This is a genomic window from Comamonas sp. 7D-2, assembly GCF_022749555.1.
GTDB classification, from domain to species: domain Bacteria; phylum Pseudomonadota; class Gammaproteobacteria; order Burkholderiales; family Burkholderiaceae_C; genus Comamonas; species Comamonas thiooxydans.
Map to the genome: position 1 here is coordinate 955,415 of NZ_CP094238.1, position 19,254 is coordinate 974,668.

Genomic DNA, 19,254 nt, shown 5'->3' on the forward strand with positions numbered 1-19,254 from the left:
ATCTTGACTCTCCCTTCGATTGCCGCAGCCGTAGTGCAGTGGCAGGCCAGCCATGGCCGCAATCATCTGCCCTGGCAGCAAACTCGTGACCCTTACCGCGTCTGGCTGTCTGAAATCATGCTGCAGCAGACCCAGGTCAGCACCGTGCTGGGCTACTACCAGCGCTTCCTGGACGCTTTCCCGGATGTGGCCAGCCTGGCGGCTGCACCGCAGGATGCCGTGCTGGCGCTGTGGAGCGGCCTGGGCTACTACAGCCGCGCGCGCAATCTGCATAAATGCGCGCAGACCGTGATGGAGCAATGGGGCGGGGCTTTTCCGCAAACGGCCGAAGAATTGGCGACCTTGCCAGGCATTGGCCGTTCCACGGCCGGTGCCATTTCATCGTTCTGCTTTTCCGAGCGGGTGCCGATTCTGGATGCCAATGTGCGACGTGTTCTCACAAGGGTGCTGGCGTTCGATGCGGATCTGGCTCAGTCCAGAAATGAAAAGCAGCTGTGGGAACACGCCCAGCAACTGTGTCCCACCGAGAATCTGCACGAAGCCATGCCGCGCTACACCCAGGGCATGATGGATCTGGGCGCCAGCGTCTGCACATCGCGCAAGCCCACCTGCCTGGTGTGCCCTCTGCACTCCGAATGCCGGGCGGCCCGCGCCGGCAACCCGGAGAACTATCCCGTGCGCACGCGCAAGATCAAGCGCAGCGCCGAGTCCTGGTGGCTGCTGCTGGCGGTGGACGCGCAGCGCCGCGTATGGCTGCAAAAGCGCCCGCAAGCCGGTATCTGGGCCGGGCTTTACAGCCCGCCGGTCTTTGAAGACTATGCGGCACTGCAAAGCCATGCGCGGGCCGCATGGCCTCAGGACGGAACCCGGAGCTGGCAGGACCTTCCCGGTTTTCTGCATGTGCTGACCCACAAGGATCTGCACCTGCATCCGGTTCTGGTGCCCGTCGATCAGGCGCACGCCGCCTTGGTCTCAGAGGCCGATGAATCCTGCTGGGCGGATGCCGCGGCCTGGGCGGAGCTGGGTCTGCCGGCCCCGATCCGCAAGCTGCTCGATGCCGAGCTGGCCTGAACGCCTGCCGCATGAATGAAAAAAGGTGACGGCAGGCGTCACCTTTTTTGATAGCTGAAGATTTCAGAAGCGCAATCTGGGCATCAGCATGGAGCAGCGCAGTCCCATCAAGGCCAGCCACAGGGCCCTGGCCTGAGGGTTGCCACGCTGTGTCTGCAATTGCCGGCCCGCGGCCACCACCTGCTGGCGCAGGACTTGCTGCGCCTTGCGGTCGCCTTGGCTTTGTGCGCTCAGCCAGAGTTGCTGGTACTGCTGCACGCTGAGCTGGCAAGGCTCGCCAAGCAGATGGCGCGACGAAGTGTTCAGCAAGGCCTGAGCCTGCGGGGTGTGTCGTGACTGGTTCATGCGGCCTCCTCTTGTTTCGAAGACTTGCTTGGCGCTTCGCTCTCGCTGCGTCCAAAGGCGTACCAGTCCACATGACGGGTACAGATCATGACCAGGGCCAGCACGCCGAACAGGGCGATGGAGCCGACGACCAGAGCGGTCTGCTCCAGCTGCAGCAGCACATACAGCAGGCCGTACAGGGCCGAGATGGCAATTGCGAACGGCAGGCCGCGTCTGATGCTGCCCAGAATATGGCTGGCATAGAAGGCCAGCAGAGCCACGCAGGAGCTGGCCGCAATCGCATAGGCAGTGGCAAAGCCCAGGTGTTCGGACAGGCTGATCAGCAACAGGAAGAAGCTGCACAAGGCCGAGCCGACCAGCAGGTACTGCACGGGGTGAACGCGCAGCTTTTTCATGACTTCGAACAGGCCGACCGCGACAAAGGTCAGGATCACAAAAAGAATGCCGTACTTGGTGGCGCGCTCGCTCAGCGAGTAGACATTGACGGGGTTGACGAACTCCGTGTCCATGGTTTCGAGGCAGGGGCCGCTGTCGTCATGGCCGCGGGCTGCAGAGGCGGCATAGGTTTCCGAGCTGCCCCAGTAGCCAGGGCTGCAAAGACGTTGCTGGCGGGTAAAGGCCGTGCTGGCAGAGGTGGCCAGCGAGGACAGCTCCCAGCTGGCGGTGAAGCCGCTGTCCGTCACTTCACGTCGGCTGGGTAGAAAGCTGCCGCCAAACGAGGGATGAGGCCAGTCGGCCGTCAGCGTGACCTTGCTTTCCGTGGCGATGGGGCTGAAGGCGAGCTGCTCCGTGCCCAGCAACTGCAGCTTGAGTTCCAGATTCAGGGCTTCGCCTTTTTTCAGCAGGCTGGAGTCAATTTCCGCCTGGATGCCCTTGCCGTAGCGCTCCAGCGGAGTGCCGGATTCCACTGCCAGATCCTGGCCGTTGGCCTGCAGCGTCGCACTGCGGATGCCGCGGGGGTCGCTGAGCGCGAATGCCGCAAAGACTTTCTTGCAGCGCACCACGGCGTTGGGCTCGCTGGGTTTGGGCAGCTCCGCATACTGCGCGGCATTGGCAAAACCGGCCGAGATCTGGTCGTGCAGCACATAGGTGTTGATGTGGTGCAGGCCGCGTGAGCGCTCTTCCATTTTGGCGTTGGCATCGTGGTTGAGTGTGTCGGGCAGCAGCATGCGCTGGAATTCGCGGGTGCTGTACTCGATTTTCTTGCCATTGGTCGTGCTGGTGGTTTCGGTGCAGTTCTGCACCAGGGCCGGGCCGATCAGCGTCTGCGTGCCGGCCAGGCTGGAGACCACGCTTTGCACGGCGTAGTCGCGATTGCGTATGCGATCTTTCACCACATCCTGAATCATGGACAGGCCGGCCATGAGCAAGGCCAGAACGATCAGCAGTGAGACTGTCTTGAACAGCAGTCGGTTTTTCATGCGTGCTCCTGAATGAAGGGTTTCAGGACGCAGTGTCGGCAGCGACTGTGTGGGCGCAATGAAGTCTGTGAAGCGGGTGTGAAGTCCTGCTCGCAAGCCTTGGCTGCTCAGCTTTGGGGAGCGAAATCCAGTGTCACGGCGAGGCCGGGGTGGCGATTTCGGACCTGCATGCTGCCGCCATGAAGATGCATGATGCGAGTGACGATGGACAGGCCCAGCCCGGTGCCGCTGCGCTCTCCGTTAGGTCTGGGGGTCGTGAAGAAGCGCTCGCCCAGGCGGGCCAGCAAGGGCTCGGCCACGCCCGGACCCTGATCGCTGACGGTGATGCGGTGCGGGGCCAGCTCAAGCTCGATCACGCTGTTCTCTGCAGAGAAATCCAGGGCGTTCTGCAGCAGATTGCTGATGGCCAGAGTGACCAGGCCGGCCTCCCAGGGGCCGCTGCTGTCCACACCGCTCAGGTGCAGGGCCATGCCGCGTTGCTCGGCATGGCTTTGCAGCGCAGCCATGGCTTGCCGGGCACATTCCATCAGGCTGCAGCCATGGCTGGTGTCCAGTTGCTGGCGCTGCTCGAGGCGGCTGAGCTGGAGCAGCTGGTCGATCAGATTCTGCAGACGCAGGCTCTGGTCCACCACTTGTCTGGCAAACATGGCCCGGTCCTGGGGCGGCAGCTCTTCCTGCAGCAACTCGCCCGCGCCGCGTATGGCGGCAACCGGGCTTTTGAGTTCGTGGGTCAGGGCGCGTACATAGCCCTCGATATAGTCGCGCCCCTCCAGGCGCTTGCGCATATTGTCCATGGCCTGTGCCAGCTCGCCTAGCTCGCCGGGCATGTCGGGTATGGAAGCAGGGGCAGAGGTCTGAGTGGGGTGGGCAGACTCGTTGAGCGTGGGGGCCTGCACCTGTTGTGCATAGTTGCGCAGCCGGCGCACGTGAAGCACAAACCACCAGGTGACCGCACAGCCCACGGCGGCGGACAGCAGCACAAACAGTAGGCCGCCGCGCAGAATCTTCTGCTCCGCGCCGTCGACGATTTTCTGTACCGAGCTGGAAGGCTTGGAGGTGGTCAGCACCCCGGCAATCTGGCCGTCCACCATGATGGGCGCGGAGACATACATGACGCTGCTGGATTCATCCTCCTTGACGGCTCGCGTGGTGCGTGCGCCATATTCACCGCGCAGCGTCAGATAGACATCGCGCCAGCGCGAGTAGTCGGCGCCCTGGTCCCTGCCCTGGGAGTCGAACAGCACCATGCCCTGGGCGTCGGTGACGGTGATGCGCAGATCCAGCGTGGTCTTGCGCGTGTCCCAGATCCATGCCTGTATCGGCTTTTGTGTGTAGCCCTGCAGCTGAGCGGCAAACGTGCTGTCCGCACCGGCTTGCAGCCGGCCTTTTTCCATGTCGGCACTGGCCAGCGTGGCAAGCGCATAGGCGGTCTCCACCAGCGTGTCCTCGGTCACCTTGCGCACGCTGGGCTTGATCTCCACCATGAAGACGCGCAGTACGAAAAAGGCGGCCAGACCGTTGATCAGGAAGAAGGCGAAGAAGAGACGCAGGCCCAGACGCATACCAGCTATCCGGGCTGGTTCAGGCTATAGCCCAGACCGCGGTGGGTGACAATGAGCTCCTGATCGGGCAAACGCTCGCGCAGTTTGGCGCGCAGGGTCTTGATGTGGGTATCCACCGTGCGGTCGGTGCTCTCGCTGTCCAGCCCCCAGATTTGCTCCAGCAAGGCGTCGCGGCTCAGGATGCGGCCTGCCGCGTTGACCAGACTCTGCAGCAGCTGATATTCGCGCCTGGTCAGATCCAGCGCCTTGCTGTGGATCAGGGCACGCTGCCCTTGCTCATCTATTTGAAGTGCTCTTGCAAGCTGGGCGGGCGCTACAGGCTGGAATTGCCTGGAGCGGCGCAGCAGGGCGCGGGTGCGCGCCAGCAGCTCGCGCGGGCTGAAGGGCTTGGTCAGGTAGTCGTCTGCGCCCAGCTCCAGGCCCAGAACCTTGTCCATCTCCTCGCCTCTGGCACTGAGCACCAGCACCGGAACAATGGAGCCGGCAGAGCGCAGCTCGCGGCACCAGTCCAGGCCGTTGCCGTCGGGCAGGCCAACGTCCATGAGCAGCACATCAAATGCTGTCCTGCTCCATTGCTGACGCGCATCGGCGATCAGCAGACTGTGGGTGACGGCAATGCCCTCGCGCTCCAGAGCGTAGCAAATCGTTCTTGCAATGGCTGGGTCGTCTTCGAGCAGCAGCACCTGCATGGCTGACGTCTGAGGGCTGAGCATGCGGGTCAGCTGATCGGGTGGATGGCGTCCGGGGCCAGAAACTGCTGAGAGACCTGGATGAATTTGTCGCGAAAATCCAGTGAGCGGTGGCGGCGTACGGTGGGCCACTGCTTCTCGAAGTGCCTGGCGAGGGCTTCGACGAGAAAGACCGAGCGGTGCTGCCCGCCCGTGCAGCCTATGCCCACGGTGACATAGCTGCGGTGGTCTCTGGCCAGCAGCGGCAGCCAGCGTTCGAGGAACTGCTGTATATCCAGCTGCATCTGCTGCACCTCGGGCAAGGCGCCCAGATAGTCGGCAACCGGCTTGTCCAGGCCCGTCAAGGCACGCAGTTCCTTGTCGTAGAAGGGATTGGGCAGCATACGCACATCAAACACATAGTCAGAGTCTGTAGGCATGCTGTGCTTGAACCCAAAGGACTGGAACATCAGCGTCATCTGCCCTGTGGGTGCTTCGATGATCTGCTTGATATAGCTTTGCAGCTGCGCCGACTTGAGGTCGCCGGTGTCGATGACGATGGAGCGGTCGCGTAGCAGGCCCAGCAGCTCGCGCTCCTTTTCGATATCGAGCTCCAGTGCCTGGCGCTCGTTCGTCAGGGAGCCGGGGGACAGAGGATGGCGCCGGCGGGTTTCCGAAAAGCGCCTGATCAGGGTGCTGCTGTCGGCATCGAGAAAAATCATGCGCGGCATCAGCCCCTGCTTTTTGAGGCGATGCAGCTGATCAGGCAGCTGAGGCAGGCCCTTGGCGCTGCGTGCATCCATGGCAATGGCCACTTTCTCGTCCTGATGATTGAGCTTGAGCTCCACAAAGGACTGCAGCAGTTCCGGGGGCAGGTTGTCGACGCAGTAGTAGCCAGCATCCTCCAGCGCATGCAGCGCAACGGATTTGCCCGATCCGGACATGCCGCTGATCAGAACAATCTCCATGGACATGATTTCAAACTCCTCTGACTTTGCTGCTTTTGCGTGCTGTAGTGCTGGCCTTGGCACTTCGGGCCTGGGTGCCCGATGAACGCTGGGCGCTGTTTGCGGCCTGCTTTGCAGGCAATCTTGCCATGGCCAGCATTTCTCTGGCATGAGCCATGGTTGCTTCGGACAGGTGCTCGCCGCCCAGCATGCGGGCCATTTCCATCTCGCGCTCCTCGCCAGTCAGCGGATCCACGCTGCTGATGGTGGTGTTGGACTTGGGGCGCTTGGTCACCCGGTAGTGCTGGTCTGCATAGGCAGCGACCTGGGGCAGGTGAGTGACGGCCAGCACCTGGCGTGAATCGCCGAGCGAGTGCATGAGGCGGCCCACGGTTTCGGCCACGGCTCCACCCACGCCGGAGTCCACCTCGTCAAAAATCAGGGTCCCGGCCTGGCCCAGTTCGCTGGTGGTCACGGCAATGGCCAGCGAGATGCGCGACAACTCGCCGCCCGATGCCACCTTGGCAACGGGTTTGGGCGTGGCGCCGGTATGGCCTGCAACCAGAAAAGTGATGCTGTCCGTGCCCGCAGGACTGGCGGCATCGGCATGTTCCAACTGCACTTCGAAACGGCCGCCCTTCATGCCCAGACTTTGCATGGACTGGGTGATGGCGCGTGACAGGCGTGGTGCTGCCAGGGTGCGCTGCTGCGAGATTTTGCGCGCCTCGGCCTGATACCTGAGGTGGGCGGCTTGCTCTTTGGCGCGCAGCCCCTCCACATCGACGGCAGCATCCAGCTGGTGCAGCTCCTGTTTCCAGCCTTCGAGCAGGGCGGGCAAGTCCTCGGGTGTGCGCTTGTAGCGGCGCGCCAGCTGCATCCACAGCGACAGGCGTTCATCGAGATCGGCCAGCAACTCGGGATCCAGATCGGCGCGGCGCAGATAGGCCTGCAGCGAGTGACGGGCATCGTGCAACTGGGCCACACAGGAGCCCAGTACGTCGGCAATGCTCTGAAACTCAGGCTCAAGATGCTCCTGGTCCTGCAGCAGGTGGTGGGCCCTGCCCAATGGGGTGGCCGCTCCCGCATCGTCATCCTCCAGCAGTTGCAGGCAGGACTGGGCCGAGTCCATCAAGGTCTGCGCGTGTGACAGACGTGTGTGCTGGGCATTGAGCTCATCCCACTCTTCGGCGCGCGGCGACAGCTTGTCCAGCTCGGAAATCTGCCATTGCAGGCGCTCCCGTTCGCGTTGCAGATTGTCCTGGGCCGATAGCGCCTGCTCCAGTGCCTGATGGTTCTGGCGCCAGTCCAGCCAAAGCGATTTGAGCTGGGCCGTTTCAATGCCACCGTAGGTATCCAGCATGGCGCGTGCTGCGTCCGGGCGGGTCAGGCTTTGCCAGGCATGCTGGCCGTGAATGTCGATCAGCTGATCGCCCAGATGGCGCAGCTGCGTGGCCGTGGCGGGAGAGCCGTTGATCCAGGCGCGGCTGCGGCCCAGACTGTCGATGACGCGGCGCAGCAGCAAATCCTGCTCCTGCGCAAAACCCGACTCTTCCAGCCATTCATGAAGATGGGGTGGGCAATCGAACTCTGCGCAAATATCGGCCTGAGAGCAGCCTTCGCGCACCACCTGTGCATCGGCTCGTGCGCCCAGCACCAGTTGCAGAGCGTCGAGCATGATGGATTTGCCGGCCCCGGTTTCGCCGGTAAGCACAGTGAAGCCGGTCTGCCAGTCCAGATCGAGTGACTGGACAATCACAAAGTCCCGCAGGACGATGCGCTTCAAGGCCATGGTCAGACGCCTCCCTCGTTCCAGCCCAGTTTTTTGCGCAGGGTGTCGAAGTAATTCCAGCCCTTGGGGTGCAGAAAGTGCACGCTGTGATCGGCGCGCGTCACCAGGATGCGGTCACCATGCTGCAGCGATTTCAGTGACTGCATGTCGAAGTTCGCGCTGGCGTCGCCTCGGCCGCCTACCACCTCGATAGTCACTTCCTGAGCGTCGGAGAGCACAATGGGGCGGTTGGAGAGGTTGTGCGGCGCGATGGGCACCATCACCCAGGCAGGAATCGAAGGGTGCAGCATGGGGCCGCCGGCCGAGAGCGCATAGGCGGTGGAGCCCGTGGGGGTGGCCACGATCAAGCCGTCCGCGCGCTGGTTGGAGACAAAGCTGCCGCCGACCTCGATGCGCAGCTCCACCATGCCCGAGGTCGAGCCACGGTTGACCACCACATCATTCATGGCCTGGGCTTCAAACACGCACTGGCCGTCGCGCATGACGCGAGCATTCATCAGGGTGCGTTCGTCTTCCTCGTACTCGCCCTGCAATATGGGTGTGATGGAGGCTTCGAATTCATCCAGGGCGATATCGGTGACAAACCCCAGGCGTCCCTGGTTGATGCCGACCAGCGGCGTGCCATAGCGCGCCAGATGGCGACACACGCCCAGCATGGTGCCGTCGCCGCCCACCACCAGGCCGAGGTCGCAATGCCTGCCCAGACCGTCCACGTCCATGCTCGGGTAATCGGGCAGGCCCGCATAGATGGCGGACTGGGTATCCAGAATCACCTCACAACCCAGGCTGCGCACGTAACCGGCAATCCGTTGCAGTGCTTCGCTGGCTGCATCGGACGGAACGCCTGCTGCGGGTGTGTGGTACTTGCCGATCAGGGCAATATGGTGGAACGTGGATGTCATCTGGGAAATTACATCATTAAAATGAAATCATGCTCGACGAACGTGCCAAGTTATTGCTCAAAGCGCTGATCGAGCGTTACATCGCTGACGGTCAACCAGTCGGCTCGCGCACTCTTTCACGTGCATCCGGGCTTGAATTGTCGCCTGCCACCATACGCAATGTGATGGCCGACCTGGAAGAGATGGGTCTGATCATCAGCCCTCACACATCGGCAGGCCGCGTACCGACAGCCAGGGGATACCGCCTGTTTGTCGACACCATGCTGACTGTGGACCGCTGCGATCTTGTAACGCCCGGCCTGATGCCTGAACAGCCGCAGAAGGTGATTGCCAATGCGGCCAATCTGCTGTCCAACCTCTCCCAGTTCGTGGGTGTGGTCATGGTGCCGCGTCGCAGCTCCGTCTTCAAGCATATCGAGTTCGTGCGCCTGTCGGAGCGGCGCTTTCTGGTCATCATCGTCTCGCCCGAAGGCGATGTGCAAAACCGCGTGATCTTCACGGATGTGGATTACGAGTCCTCGCAACTGATAGAAGCCTCGAATTTCCTCAATCACCATTACGCCGGTTTGACAATGGAGGAGGTGCGCACGCGGCTGCAGACCGAGGTGGAGCAATTGCGGGGCCAGGTTGCCAGCCTCATGCAGGCAGCGGTGAATGTAGGCACTGAGGTCATGAGCAACCATGATCGCGAGGATGTGGTGATCGCCGGCGAGCGCAATCTGCTGTCCGTGAGCGATTTTTCCAGCGATATGGGCAATCTGCGCCGCGCTTTCGACCTGTTCGAGCAGAAAACGCAAATCCTTAGGTTGCTGGACTTCTCCAATCAGGCTGATGGCGTGCGCATTTACATCGGCGGCGAGAGCCAGACCGTGCCGTTTGAAGATTTGTCTGTAGTGAGTGCTCCCTATGAACTCGACGGCAAGGTGGTCGGCACCTTGGGGGTGATCGGCCCCACGCGCATGCACTACGACAAGATGATCCAGATTGTCGATATCACATCCAAACTGGTGAGCAATGCTCTGAGTCACAAGCGTTAGGCCCTACAATGGCGAAGTTTTTCTGGTGGCAGCCACGGCTGTTGTCAGTGTTGGGGCGTTAGCTCAGTTGGTTAGAGCAGAGGACTCATAATCCTTTGGTCGTCGGTTCAAGTCCGCCACGCCCTACCATTTCTTTTAATGGAAACAACAGCTTAGGCTTGCGCTGTTGTCGCGAAGGCTATTCACCATAGCCCCTGAGGTAACAGTTTCGGTACATTGAACCGAAGGCACCTCATGGCAAGCATCATCAAGACCCCCTCTGGCACCTGGAAGGCCATCATCCGCAAGCGCGGCTTTCCCACCACTATCAAGACTTTCCGCGTCAAACGAGATGCCGACGACTGGGCTCGTACGACTGAGGATGAAATGGTGCGCGGGTTGTATATTCGTCGACAGTCCGCCGATCGCATGACATTAGCCCAGGCGCTGGAGCGTTATGCAGCTGAAGTTACTCCCACCAAAAAGCATTACACCCAGCTCGGTGAGCGATCGCATCTTGCTGCCTTGACTAAGTTCTTTGGGGCGTACTCCATGAGCGCGGTGACGCCCGAGCTGGTGGCTAAATTTCGTGATCAGCGTTTGGCTGATGGCAAGGCTGCCAACACAGTGCGGCTTGACTTGGCGTTGTTAGGCCATCTGTACGCTGTGGCTATGCGTGAATGGGGCGTAGGGCTCGTCTACAACCCAGTGCGCTTGATTCGGAAGCCTACGCCGGGTGCTGCCCGTGATCGACGCTTGGATGCTGGTGAAGAAGCGCGGTTATTTGCCGCAGTGGCAGCACACAGCAATCCCATGTTGAAGTGGATCGTGGAGTTGGCCATTGAGACCGGCATGCGCCGATCCGAAATAACTTCATTAAAGCTAGAGCACGGTATCCGTCCGGCCACCCCATCTACCCCGAATGAGCAATTGCAAGCACCATCGTGTCCACGTAAACCATCGTGCACACCATGTCTCAAGAGATCCCCAACTCGCGCTCCCGTGTCCCCCGCACACGCCGGGTCTACAGCGCGCAATTCAAGGTTGAACTGATCGCCGCGTGCCAGCAGCCCGGCGCATCAATTGCCGCCACAGCACGTGAACATGGCATGAATGCCAATGTGCTGCATCGCTGGCTCAAGGAGCATCGTCTGGGCCTTCACCAGCCCACCTGCGATACCGCGCATGCTGTGGCGTCCGGCATCGCCCCGCACTGCGACGATGCAGCGGCTGAGCCAATGGCCAATGCACAGCCTGTTCGTGCCCCGGCGCATCTGCCTCATGCCAGCACCGTGCCCGCCTTCATCGCGATGACGCTGGGCTCGCCGGCGATGGGGCCTCAGCCAGCGGGTGCGCAAGCTGCCCCAAGTGCTGCATCGGCAACTCCCTCATCAGACATCCGCATCGAGTGCTGTCATCACGGCACCCTCGTGACGGTCAATTGGCCGGTGGCCGCTGCTGGCGAGTGTTCCCGCGCATTGCAGGGTTTGCTCCAGGTGCTGCGGCAATGATCCGTATCGACGCTGCCTGGCTTGCCACGGCCCCGCTGGACATGCGCGCCGGCACCGACACGGCGCTGGCCCGGGTGGTCAGCGTGTTCGGTGCTGCCCACCCTCATCACGCCTACCTGTTCGCCAACAGACGCGCCAACCGCATCAAGGTGCTGGTGCACGACGGCATCGGCATCTGGCTGGCCGCTCGCCGCCTGCACCAGGGGAAGTTCGTCTGGCCGGCGCCAGGCAATGAGCAGTGGCAGTTGGAGCCTGTCCAGCTTGACGCCCTGGTGCTGGGCCTGCCCTGGCAACGCATGGGAAACGCCGGCATTATCACCATGGTCTGAAGCCGGCGCGCAATCGGTGGATCTGCGCATGGCAGCGCAGGGCCTTCCTTGGCACACTGGCTGCCATGGTGGTGCAGCAACAATCCCTGAACAATCTCAGCGCAGAGCAACTGCGCGAGATGGTTGCCAGCCTCATGGGCCACGTGAGCGACAAGGACGCGCAAATCGCCCGCCACCAAACCGAACTCAAGCACAGCCAGGCGCTCAACGCCAAGCTCACCCACGAGAACGCGCTCTTGAAGCGCATGAAGTTCGCGGCCCAGTCCGAGCGCTTCAACGCCGAGCAGCGCAGCCTGCTTGAAGACGAGATCGAGGCCGACCTGGCAGCGGTCGCCGTCGAGATCGAGCAACTGCAGCCGCCTGCGCCAGCGCCCCAAGCCAAACAACAACCCAAGCGCCAGCCGCTGCCGGCCAACCTGCCGCGGCGCGAGATCCGCCACGAGCCTGAGTTGACTACCTGCGCCTGTGGTTGTGCGATGAAGCGCATCGGTGAAGACGTGGCCGAAAAGCTGGACTATGTGCCCGGCGTGTTCACGGTGGAGCGCCACATCCGTGGCAAGTGGGCCTGCGCCAAGTGCGAGACCATCACCCAGGTGCCGGTCGAGGCGCATGTGATCGACAAGGGCATCCCGACTGCGGGCCTGCTGGCCCAGGTGCTGGTGGCCAAGTACGCCGACCACCTGCCCCTGTACCGTCAGGAAGCCATCTTTGCTCGCGCAGGCTTGGGCCTGCCTCGCTCCACCCTGGCGCAGTGGGTGGGCACCTGTGGCGTGCGACTGCAACCGCTGGTCGATGCGCTCAAGGCGGAGATACTCAGCCGCAGCGTGCTGCACGCCGACGAGACGCCGGTGCAAATGCTCAAGCCTGGCAAAGGCAGCACCCACCGGGCTTACCTGTGGGCTTACGCACCAGGCGCCTTCGAAGACATGAAGGCCGTGGTGTACGACTTCTGCGAGTCAAGAGCGGGCGAGCATGCGCGCCACTTCCTGGGCGATTGGAAGGGGGCACTGGTCTGCGGCGTCTGTCAATGTAGTTGGAACATGAGTCATGCTGCTTCTAGTTCACTATGCACATGGATAACGGTCGTTTCCTTCTCTGGATTCAGCCAAACGCTGCCTACGGGTTGCCAGTTTCGAGTATTGCCCGACCAGCGTGCAGGATGCTGAGCGCGAGCGATCTGATAAAGGGCATGGCGCCGGGCAAGAATGGCGTGATCCTGGCCGGCGTGGCGCTGAGCGGGCGTGACGTAACGGATCTCGCTATGGCGATGCTGTTCGTTGTACCAATACACGAATTGCCCCACCCACTTGCGGGCGTCGGTCAGGTCGGCAAAGCCAGCCACAGGGAAGGCGGGATGGTATTTGCAGGTACGGAACAAGGATTCAGAGTAGGCGTTATCGTTCGAGACGCGGGCACGGCTGTGCGACGGTGTGACGCCGAGTTCTTCAAGCTTGGCATGGATGGTCGAACCCTTCATCGCCGAGCCGTTATCGCCGTGCAGGACCAGCGGCCGGTGACCACATTGCTCACGCAGTACCGCTCGTTGAACGACCTGCGCGCTGTTGGCCATGTTCTCGGCTTCAAAGACTTCGTGGCCCACGATCTTGCGGCTGTAGATGTCGACGATCAGGTACAGATAAAAGAACTGGCCGCGAACCCGGGTCGGCAGATAAGTCACATCCCAGCTCCACACGGCGTTGGCGTGGTCGGCACGATGGCGCCGTGGCGGGCCCTTGCGCTGGGGCGCGGCTTGGCGACCACGACGGCGCTGTTCTCCCGCCGCATGCAGGATGCGATAGAAGGTCGACTCCGAGGCAAGATACCGTTGCTCATCATCCAGCAGCCGCGCAACAATCTGCGCCGGAGGCAAGCTGGCAAACTGCGGTCGGTGGCAGACATCCAGCACCGCCTGGCGTTCTTTGTGCGTCAGGGCATGAGCCGGCCTTGGCCGTGTCGCGTGAGGCCGCTGGTCTTCACCACCTGCCGACCAACGCCGGTAGGTGTTCTGCCCGATTCCCAGCTCGCCACAGGCATGACGCAGGCGCGCACCGGCCGCTCTGGCTTGGTTGACCAACTCTACAATCCGACGGCGATCTGTGGCATTGGTCATTTTTCCTCGTCCCCCCAGATCGCCTGGACTTTTTTTCGCAGCGCCAGCAATGCTGCCGTTTCAGCCAAGGCGGCGTCCTTGCGACGCAACTCCCGCTCTAGCTCCCGTATGCGTTTGCGCTCGGCCTTGGTCGCTTCTGATTGCCGTGCGGCGGCTTGGTCAGACCGATCATTGGCCTGTTCACAACTGGCGCGCCAGCGACGAATCTGCTCAGGATATAGACCACGGCGACGGCAGTACTCGGACAGCTCTTCTTCGGTCAACGCAGCGGTTTCCAGTACCGCATTGAACTTCTGCGCCGAGGTCCAGCCTTCCGTGGTGGGGGAGGCGTTTGGAAGCAATCGGCCCGTGCTACGGGCTTGCTTTCGCCAGTTGTATATCGTGGCAGCTGAGATACCTTCCTCGCCAGCCAGATCATTGACGGTACGGTTATACGGCGCTTCCAGCTTGGCCAAGATGGCTTCGCGCCGCTCGGGGGAATACTTCATGGGAACCTTCTCTCTGCCCCAGGTTGGATATTCAAACTCTAACATCTGTAGAGGTTCCAACTATTCTGACAGCGGGGGTCTGCGACGACTTTGCTGGTTACAAAGCCACGATCGCCAACGGTGTGACCGAGGTGGGCTGCCTGGCGCACGCCCGGCGCAAATTCTTTGACTTGCATGCGGCGAACAAAAGCCAGCTTGCCGGGTTCGCGCTGGAGCAGTTCGCCAAGGTTTACGACATCGAGCGCGAGGTCAAGGAGCTGAACGCCGATCAACGCAAAGCCATTCGTCAGCAGCACACCAAGCCGATCCTGGATGCGTTACACCAGTGGATGACATTGCAGCGGCAAAAGCTGCCAGACAGCTCGGCGACTGCCAGGGCCCTGGATTACAGCCTGCGGCGCTGGACTGCACTGACGCGCTTCGTTGATGACGGGCAACTGCCCGTGGACAACAACTGGATCGAAAACCAGATCCGGCCGATTGCCATTGGACGCAACAACTGGCTGTTCGCCGGCAGCCTGCGCGCGGGCCAGCGTGCGGCGGCGGTGATGAGTCTGGTGCAGTCGGCACGCATGAACGGGCATGACCCCTATGCCTACCTACAGGACGTGCTCACCAGGCTGCCCACGCACAAGGCCAGCCGTATCGACGAGCTCTTGCCGCACCGCTGGCAGCCCACCGACATCTGATCGTCAGCCATGGTAGCCATCTGCGGTCAACATGGGTTTGCCGTGCGCTTACAGAGCACGTGGACATGGAGCGTCGCATTGTCAGGCTGCTTGACACAAAAAATGGTGAGTCACGAACGGTACCTCTCAGTCGACGGGCTACCGAAGTGATGCGAGAGGCTATTTCTAACCCTGTTCGTCCTGACGATACCCGTCTTATATTTTTCGGAGAGCCTGGCAGGGATGGTCAGAGAAGACCGTGGCAGTACGATCGCGTTTGGCGTCAAATTTTGGCAAAGGAAGGATTCCGTGACCTTCACTTTCACGATCTTCGCCATGAGGCTGTAAGTCGCCTAGTTGAGCAAGGTTTTAGCGATCAAGAGGTGTCTGCCATCAGCGGGCACAAGTCCATGCAGATGCTGAAACGCTATACCCACTTGAGAGCAGAAGATTTGGTTGTAAAGCTAGATCGGATAAATGTATCGGATTCGTTAGGATGAGTAGGTTTTGGTGAAAGCGTTTAGTCGATTAGACGCATTTTCGGCTGCATATTTCACCTGCGTAAAGTCAATTGAATAAACGGGCGGTATTCTCCTAAAGCGCTTTCCACACCGCACTTTGGGAATTTATTCCTCGACAAGGAGCATCGCATAACAGACAGCCTCATTTTTAAAGCTGTCTGTTAAGGAGTTCTAGTTATGCACTACATATCACAGAAAAAGGAACTTCATAAGTATCTGAGAGAAAGCGCTCTGTAACAGCTAAGAGCCGGAGCTGGGTTGCAGATGCTTTTGCTTTTGATAAACCTGGCTGTACTACATATGCCTTTAACTTCAGTTCCAAGATACGGCTTTTCTCTCGGATTTCATGAAGAAGATTCTCATTACCTCTCTCGAAGCGGCTTGGCCGATTTCCGTTAATACGCGTTTGCTCCCGCCTCAATAGATGAGTAAAGAGTTCTGTCTTTCGGTTGTCATTTGCCAGCCAGATAACACTTCTCTGGGCCTGTCCACACACTACGTAGAGATCATCGACGCGAGCCCCTGGCTCATCATCTGTGTATTTAAGGTGATAAAGCTCCACCTCAATCCATTCACGCATTCCATCGCCCGATAGTGCAATGGTCACCACATCAGCAGCTTCTCCAGAGCCGTCATCATCAAAGATGATAGAGTATTTTGGCTCTTTAAGGAGTTCCCTAATGACTGCGAATTGAATGCTGTCGGGGCGTTTTTCCAACTTTTGTGATTCTTTCTTTAGGTCAACGCCGGTCCAATCAAACACTTTTAGAGATTCAACTGGGTAAGGTTGCTCTAGGATTGGTAGTCGTGTGTGCATGCAGCCTTCCAGTGATGATCCGTCCGAGAACCACACTATCGGCGGGCTCTTCGTGAAGTATTCGTCTAGCGGCTTGGGCTTTGTGCCAATTTGAATGTTTAACTTCGGACCAGAGTGATGCACGAACCGGAAATCAAAGCTCTGCTTCAGCGGGAAAAGTTCCAAACGATACTCCGCAGGGGCACTCCACACATCGCAGTCAGCACTTACGATAAGTTCTCCGGTAGGGATTTTTTTAACGAGTAAATCTACATCTGTTGATGAAATCTGAGCGGTTCCTCCTCCATGGAAGGTGACAAGGTGCTCAGCCTTTTCATAAATATCCTGCGGCCAGTCGACCGCAATTGGAGTTTCTCCTGGAACTACTCCGATCGGAATAGGTTTCAGGGTCCCCGCGAGTACTTCGTCAGGACTAATATTTACATCAGAAATTTTTTCTCCGATTTCTTTTGCCCATACTGAAAATTCATCAACTCGCAAACGAAGATTGGCCCAAACTCTGCCTCGCCGGGACGCTCCTACTGATGTTCTTTGGCCATTCTCAAACCCCTTGCCAGCCAAAACTGCACGGGTGGCTCCTTCGCGAACTGCAGTCCCCAGTCGGGACTCTACATCGGAGCCCATGCGACCTGTATAGCGCACCTGTCGACCAAGGTGTTCATTTAAGCCAACGTTATTCATCACTAGTCGTTTCACACCACTGAAAACACGCCAGACCTCAGGTTCCTTAACTAATTCGACCTTGCCATCGCACAAGGCTTTTGCTAGCTCGTGATATTCGCTGCTGTTGTTAGAACCGTGCAAATATAGCAATGATTTATCGCGGTCCCAAACTGCAACAAAAAGTTCCCATACGTACTCGCTAACAGATTTAACATCGCTCCACCTGACTTGCTGCTCAATTGCAGAAATCAGAACTAAGGAGTTTTTTACTTCGTTCAATGAGTGGTAAAGCTTATCGTTCGAGGAAAGTCCTGAAAAAGCCTTCTTGAATTTTTTCGGTGTCCAGTTAGCGCACTCGGTGCGATAGACGACCATACTCGCCGCTGGACGAATATCCTTTAGTGGAACGTCACTTAAGAATTTTGTGAAGTCTTTGAAGAATTCCTGAGACAGTTGCTCGCCAGCTATAGCCTCTTGGGAGAGAGCTGGCAGAAGCGAATTCCAATCACTGTCTTGCGAGTAGAGCTTTTGTAACTCCTCCCGAACATCAATTAGAGCAATGTTCGCAATAAATACTGGATCGCCTAAATCAGGCCTGGCTCGCGTGAAACGACCTGCTAACTGAAGCGTGACAGCAAGGCTTTTTCGGATGTCGTGGAAGGCTGCGATCTTCAACTCTGGAAGGTCAAAGCCTTCACCGAGCATGTCGACACACACGACAACTCGGATTGCACCGCTCATCAGTTTTTGCTTGGCTTCAGCCCGTTCCGTGGCTTTTAACTGAGAATGAATTAGAACGGCCTCGTAACGACCGATTTCGGTATATAACTTGTGTACATGCTCCGCGCGCCGAATATTTGCAACTCGGGCCATAACAATGTGCTTCTTCGTTGTGTCACGATCCAGTTCATCAAGTGCGGCTAATGCAATTTTTTTATCGGCGACACCTATATTGAACTCACGCACTCTGTGAAAAAGGATAGGCTTAAAGTAGCCGTCTTCTTGCGCTTGCTTTAGTGGATAGGCAAAAATTAATTTGCCATCTACCTTCTTTCCGTCTTCACGGAAAGGAGTAGCTGTGAACTGAAGAATATGTCTAGTGCGGAAAATTTCTCTGAAAGCGCGCCAAGTAGCTGCTTCTGCATGGTGTGCCTCATCAATAAAAAGATGTGTACACAGCTTTGCCATCTCTTGCTGTATCTCTGTATCGCAAGTCCCCGCTAGATGACTGGTCGTCACAATAACATTGCAGCGCTCAAATAGTTCCTGCACTTCCTTTGGTGTCTTAGGCTTCGAGAATATTGTGCCTACAACTGGCCTAAGAGCTTTCTCATCGAGAACTTTATGACCTTTGATTTTTAGGACACCTAACGTCTCGAATTTTCCCGCTAACTGCTCGCGTAATGCATCGGTCGGAACGATAACTAAGACACGCTCACAACGTGCAGAGATAAGGGTGGAGAGCATAGTCTCAGTTTTACCCGTACCCGTTGGCATAACGATTGTGGCCGTCTCGGAGCTAGTCGCCCAGTGAGCATGAATTGCATGCAGGGCTCCAATCTGAGGCTTTCGCAGTCCCATTATTCCCCGTGATTCATCCTCTTGAACGAAGTTGAATGCTCCACGCCAAGATTCATGTGCCTCTTTAGCAAGCTCTTTTGGGTCATTCTTCTCTGTGATTGCGTTTTTGATCCATTCCCCACTGGAAAGGTCAGCTTCAGAGTTTGAGCAAGAGAAGCCTTTGAAGACTATCGCTGGTGCATCTTTTGGTAGTAGCTGGCTCTGAGGACGGTTGTCGCAGACGTAGGCCAAAGTTTCACCTTGGTCATTTTCAATCCTCGCATTTGTGACCTTGCCGCAGACGAATGCAGATGCATTTACAGAAATGGAAATCTCTGGGTGAAGAATTTGACGTACAACCCCGGAATGATACTTTTCCTGCAGCGACCACATCACTGGTAACTTAACTTGCATTTTCGTCCCTCTCCATTTTTTAAATCAATAACACAAAGTAGAAAAATTTGAGGTTTATAGCGAAGCATGTATAAAATGCATTCGCATAAATAAAAGACTCAATAATATGCGAAATTTTGTATTAACATTAATTAAATTATTTTATAAAGATATAATTTTAATTATGTGTTGTAGGTAATAAATTAATAATTAACATTTATCTTTATAATAAGAGGAGCTTGCACTTTTTCATATTTTTTTTGATATAAGAGTTATTTATATAAAAATTCTTCCTATTTTTTGCTAGTCAATACCATATGTTGCCCTAAATTTATTGGAAGGTGATTTAATCGCGACGCATGCCTTGTTGTAAAAATGAAACAAAATAAAAAATCAAGTAATGATAGAGGGTTAGGTGACTTTTTCCCTGTATTCACCATATGCGCCATACTTCCGCGCATCGTTCCGTTTAC

Annotated in this window: 13 protein-coding genes, 1 tRNA gene and 5 pseudogenes; 10 read left to right on the forward strand and 9 right to left on the reverse strand. The window is 58.1% G+C overall.

Features of this window, described 5'->3' with window-relative positions:
- Positions 1–3 precede the first annotated feature (3 nt).
- Positions 4–1,071 carry an A/G-specific adenine glycosylase gene (gene mutY, locus MPZ60_RS04325; RefSeq protein ID WP_034357610.1) on the forward strand — a complete coding sequence of 356 codons (1,068 nt, stop codon included), beginning with the start codon at positions 4–6 and terminating at the stop codon, positions 1,069–1,071.
- A gap of 63 nt (positions 1,072–1,134) precedes the next feature.
- Here the strand turns inward: mutY and MPZ60_RS04330 are convergent, their stop codons facing one another.
- From MPZ60_RS04330 to MPZ60_RS04360, 7 genes are all read right to left on the reverse strand, one after another.
- On the reverse strand, positions 1,135–1,416 hold the full coding sequence (locus tag MPZ60_RS04330) for a hypothetical protein (RefSeq protein WP_012837143.1): 282 nt from the start codon (positions 1,414–1,416) through the stop codon (positions 1,135–1,137).
- The gene (gene creD / locus MPZ60_RS04335; RefSeq protein WP_034357612.1) at positions 1,413–2,837 is read right to left on the reverse strand and encodes a cell envelope integrity protein CreD; all 1,425 of its coding nucleotides are present in this window, start codon (positions 2,835–2,837) and stop codon (positions 1,413–1,415) included. Before creD ends, MPZ60_RS04330 begins: the two co-directional genes overlap by 4 nt.
- Positions 2,838–2,944: 107 nt before the next feature.
- Complete coding sequence (creC, locus tag MPZ60_RS04340; protein WP_034357613.1) at positions 2,945–4,399, reverse strand: two-component system sensor histidine kinase CreC; 1,455 nt, start codon at positions 4,397–4,399, stop codon at positions 2,945–2,947.
- A gap of 5 nt (positions 4,400–4,404) precedes the next feature.
- Complete coding sequence (locus MPZ60_RS04345) at positions 4,405–5,088, reverse strand: winged helix-turn-helix domain-containing protein (protein ID WP_034357615.1); 684 nt, start codon at positions 5,086–5,088, stop codon at positions 4,405–4,407.
- A gap of 29 nt (positions 5,089–5,117) precedes the next feature.
- Positions 5,118–6,041 (reverse strand): RNase adapter RapZ, encoded by a 924-nt coding sequence (rapZ, locus tag MPZ60_RS04350; RefSeq protein ID WP_034357618.1) that lies wholly within the window; start codon positions 6,039–6,041, stop codon positions 5,118–5,120.
- A gap of 4 nt (positions 6,042–6,045) precedes the next feature.
- Positions 6,046–7,803: a DNA repair protein RecN gene (gene recN, locus MPZ60_RS04355; RefSeq protein ID WP_034357620.1), complete on the reverse strand. Its 1,758-nt coding sequence runs from the start codon at positions 7,801–7,803 to the stop codon at positions 6,046–6,048.
- A gap of 2 nt (positions 7,804–7,805) precedes the next feature.
- On the reverse strand, positions 7,806–8,705 hold the full coding sequence (locus MPZ60_RS04360; protein WP_003066061.1) for an NAD kinase: 900 nt from the start codon (positions 8,703–8,705) through the stop codon (positions 7,806–7,808).
- A 29-nt stretch (positions 8,706–8,734) separates the two neighbouring features.
- Here MPZ60_RS04360 and hrcA point away from each other — a divergent pair, with 29 nt between their 5' ends.
- The 7 genes and pseudogenes from hrcA to MPZ60_RS04395 form a co-directional block, all read left to right on the forward strand.
- The gene (gene hrcA, locus MPZ60_RS04365) at positions 8,735–9,742 is read left to right on the forward strand and encodes a heat-inducible transcriptional repressor HrcA (RefSeq protein WP_003066063.1); all 1,008 of its coding nucleotides are present in this window, start codon (positions 8,735–8,737) and stop codon (positions 9,740–9,742) included.
- Positions 9,743–9,794: 52 nt separating this feature from the next.
- A tRNA-Ile gene (locus MPZ60_RS04370) sits at positions 9,795–9,871 on the forward strand.
- Between the two features lie 105 nt (positions 9,872–9,976).
- A pseudogene (locus MPZ60_RS04375) lies at positions 9,977–10,603 on the forward strand (tyrosine-type recombinase/integrase); the annotation flags it as partial.
- Positions 10,604–10,692: 89 nt separating this feature from the next.
- Positions 10,693–10,827: pseudogene (locus MPZ60_RS04380) on the forward strand (transposase); the annotation flags it as partial.
- A gap of 3 nt (positions 10,828–10,830) precedes the next feature.
- Complete coding sequence (locus tag MPZ60_RS04385) at positions 10,831–11,232, forward strand: hypothetical protein (RefSeq protein WP_242882098.1); 402 nt, start codon at positions 10,831–10,833, stop codon at positions 11,230–11,232.
- Positions 11,229–11,561: an IS66 family insertion sequence element accessory protein TnpB gene (gene tnpB / locus MPZ60_RS04390; protein ID WP_157667094.1), complete on the forward strand. Its 333-nt coding sequence runs from the start codon at positions 11,229–11,231 to the stop codon at positions 11,559–11,561. The genes MPZ60_RS04385 and tnpB overlap by 4 nt, the downstream gene beginning before the upstream one ends.
- A gap of 68 nt (positions 11,562–11,629) precedes the next feature.
- Positions 11,630–12,577 (forward strand): annotated as a pseudogene (locus tag MPZ60_RS04395) (IS66 family transposase); the annotation flags it as partial.
- A gap of 29 nt (positions 12,578–12,606) precedes the next feature.
- Here MPZ60_RS04395 and MPZ60_RS04400 read toward each other — a convergent pair.
- A protein-coding gene (locus MPZ60_RS04400; protein ID WP_228412727.1) for an IS3 family transposase occupies positions 12,607–14,159 on the reverse strand; the annotation gives its coding sequence in 2 pieces (ribosomal slippage) (positions 12,607–13,709 and positions 13,709–14,159; 1,554 coding nt in all).
- Between the two features lie 77 nt (positions 14,160–14,236).
- On the opposite strand from MPZ60_RS04400, the pseudogene MPZ60_RS04405 reads away from it, so the two are divergent.
- Both MPZ60_RS04405 and MPZ60_RS04410 read left to right on the forward strand, forming a co-directional pair.
- A pseudogene (locus MPZ60_RS04405) lies at positions 14,237–14,848 on the forward strand (IS66 family transposase); the annotation flags it as partial.
- 20 nt (positions 14,849–14,868) lie between these two features.
- Positions 14,869–15,327 (forward strand): annotated as a pseudogene (locus MPZ60_RS04410) (site-specific integrase); the annotation flags it as partial.
- Positions 15,328–15,523: 196 nt separating this feature from the next.
- Here MPZ60_RS04410 and MPZ60_RS04415 read toward each other — a convergent pair.
- A complete protein-coding gene (locus MPZ60_RS04415) occupies positions 15,524–18,802 on the reverse strand; it encodes a DEAD/DEAH box helicase (RefSeq protein WP_034357636.1) in 3,279 nt (1,092 codons plus the stop codon).
- Between the last annotated feature and the right edge of the window lie 452 nt (positions 18,803–19,254).

Bases quoted from the DNA above. Each gene is read 5' to 3' on its own strand.
- MPZ60_RS04345 (WP_034357615.1), bottom strand. From the start codon at position 5,088: ATGCAGGTGCTGCTGCTCGAAGACGACCCAGCCATTGCAAGAACGATT.
- MPZ60_RS04330 (WP_012837143.1), bottom strand. From the start codon at position 1,416: ATGAACCAGTCACGACACACCCCGCAGGCTCAGGCCTTGCTGAACACT.
- creC (WP_034357613.1), bottom strand. From the start codon at position 4,399: ATGCGTCTGGGCCTGCGTCTCTTCTTCGCCTTCTTCCTGATCAACGGT.
- creD (WP_034357612.1), bottom strand. From the start codon at position 2,837: ATGAAAAACCGACTGCTGTTCAAGACAGTCTCACTGCTGATCGTTCTG.
- MPZ60_RS04415 (WP_034357636.1), bottom strand. From the start codon at position 18,802: ATGCAAGTTAAGTTACCAGTGATGTGGTCGCTGCAGGAAAAGTATCAT.
- tnpB (WP_157667094.1), top strand. From the start codon at position 11,229: ATGATCCGTATCGACGCTGCCTGGCTTGCCACGGCCCCGCTGGACATG.
- hrcA (WP_003066063.1), top strand. From the start codon at position 8,735: ATGCTCGACGAACGTGCCAAGTTATTGCTCAAAGCGCTGATCGAGCGT.
- rapZ (WP_034357618.1), bottom strand. From the start codon at position 6,041: ATGTCCATGGAGATTGTTCTGATCAGCGGCATGTCCGGATCGGGCAAA.
- recN (WP_034357620.1), bottom strand. From the start codon at position 7,803: ATGGCCTTGAAGCGCATCGTCCTGCGGGACTTTGTGATTGTCCAGTCA.
- MPZ60_RS04360 (WP_003066061.1), bottom strand. From the start codon at position 8,705: ATGACATCCACGTTCCACCATATTGCCCTGATCGGCAAGTACCACACA.
- MPZ60_RS04385 (WP_242882098.1), top strand. From the start codon at position 10,831: ATGAATGCCAATGTGCTGCATCGCTGGCTCAAGGAGCATCGTCTGGGC.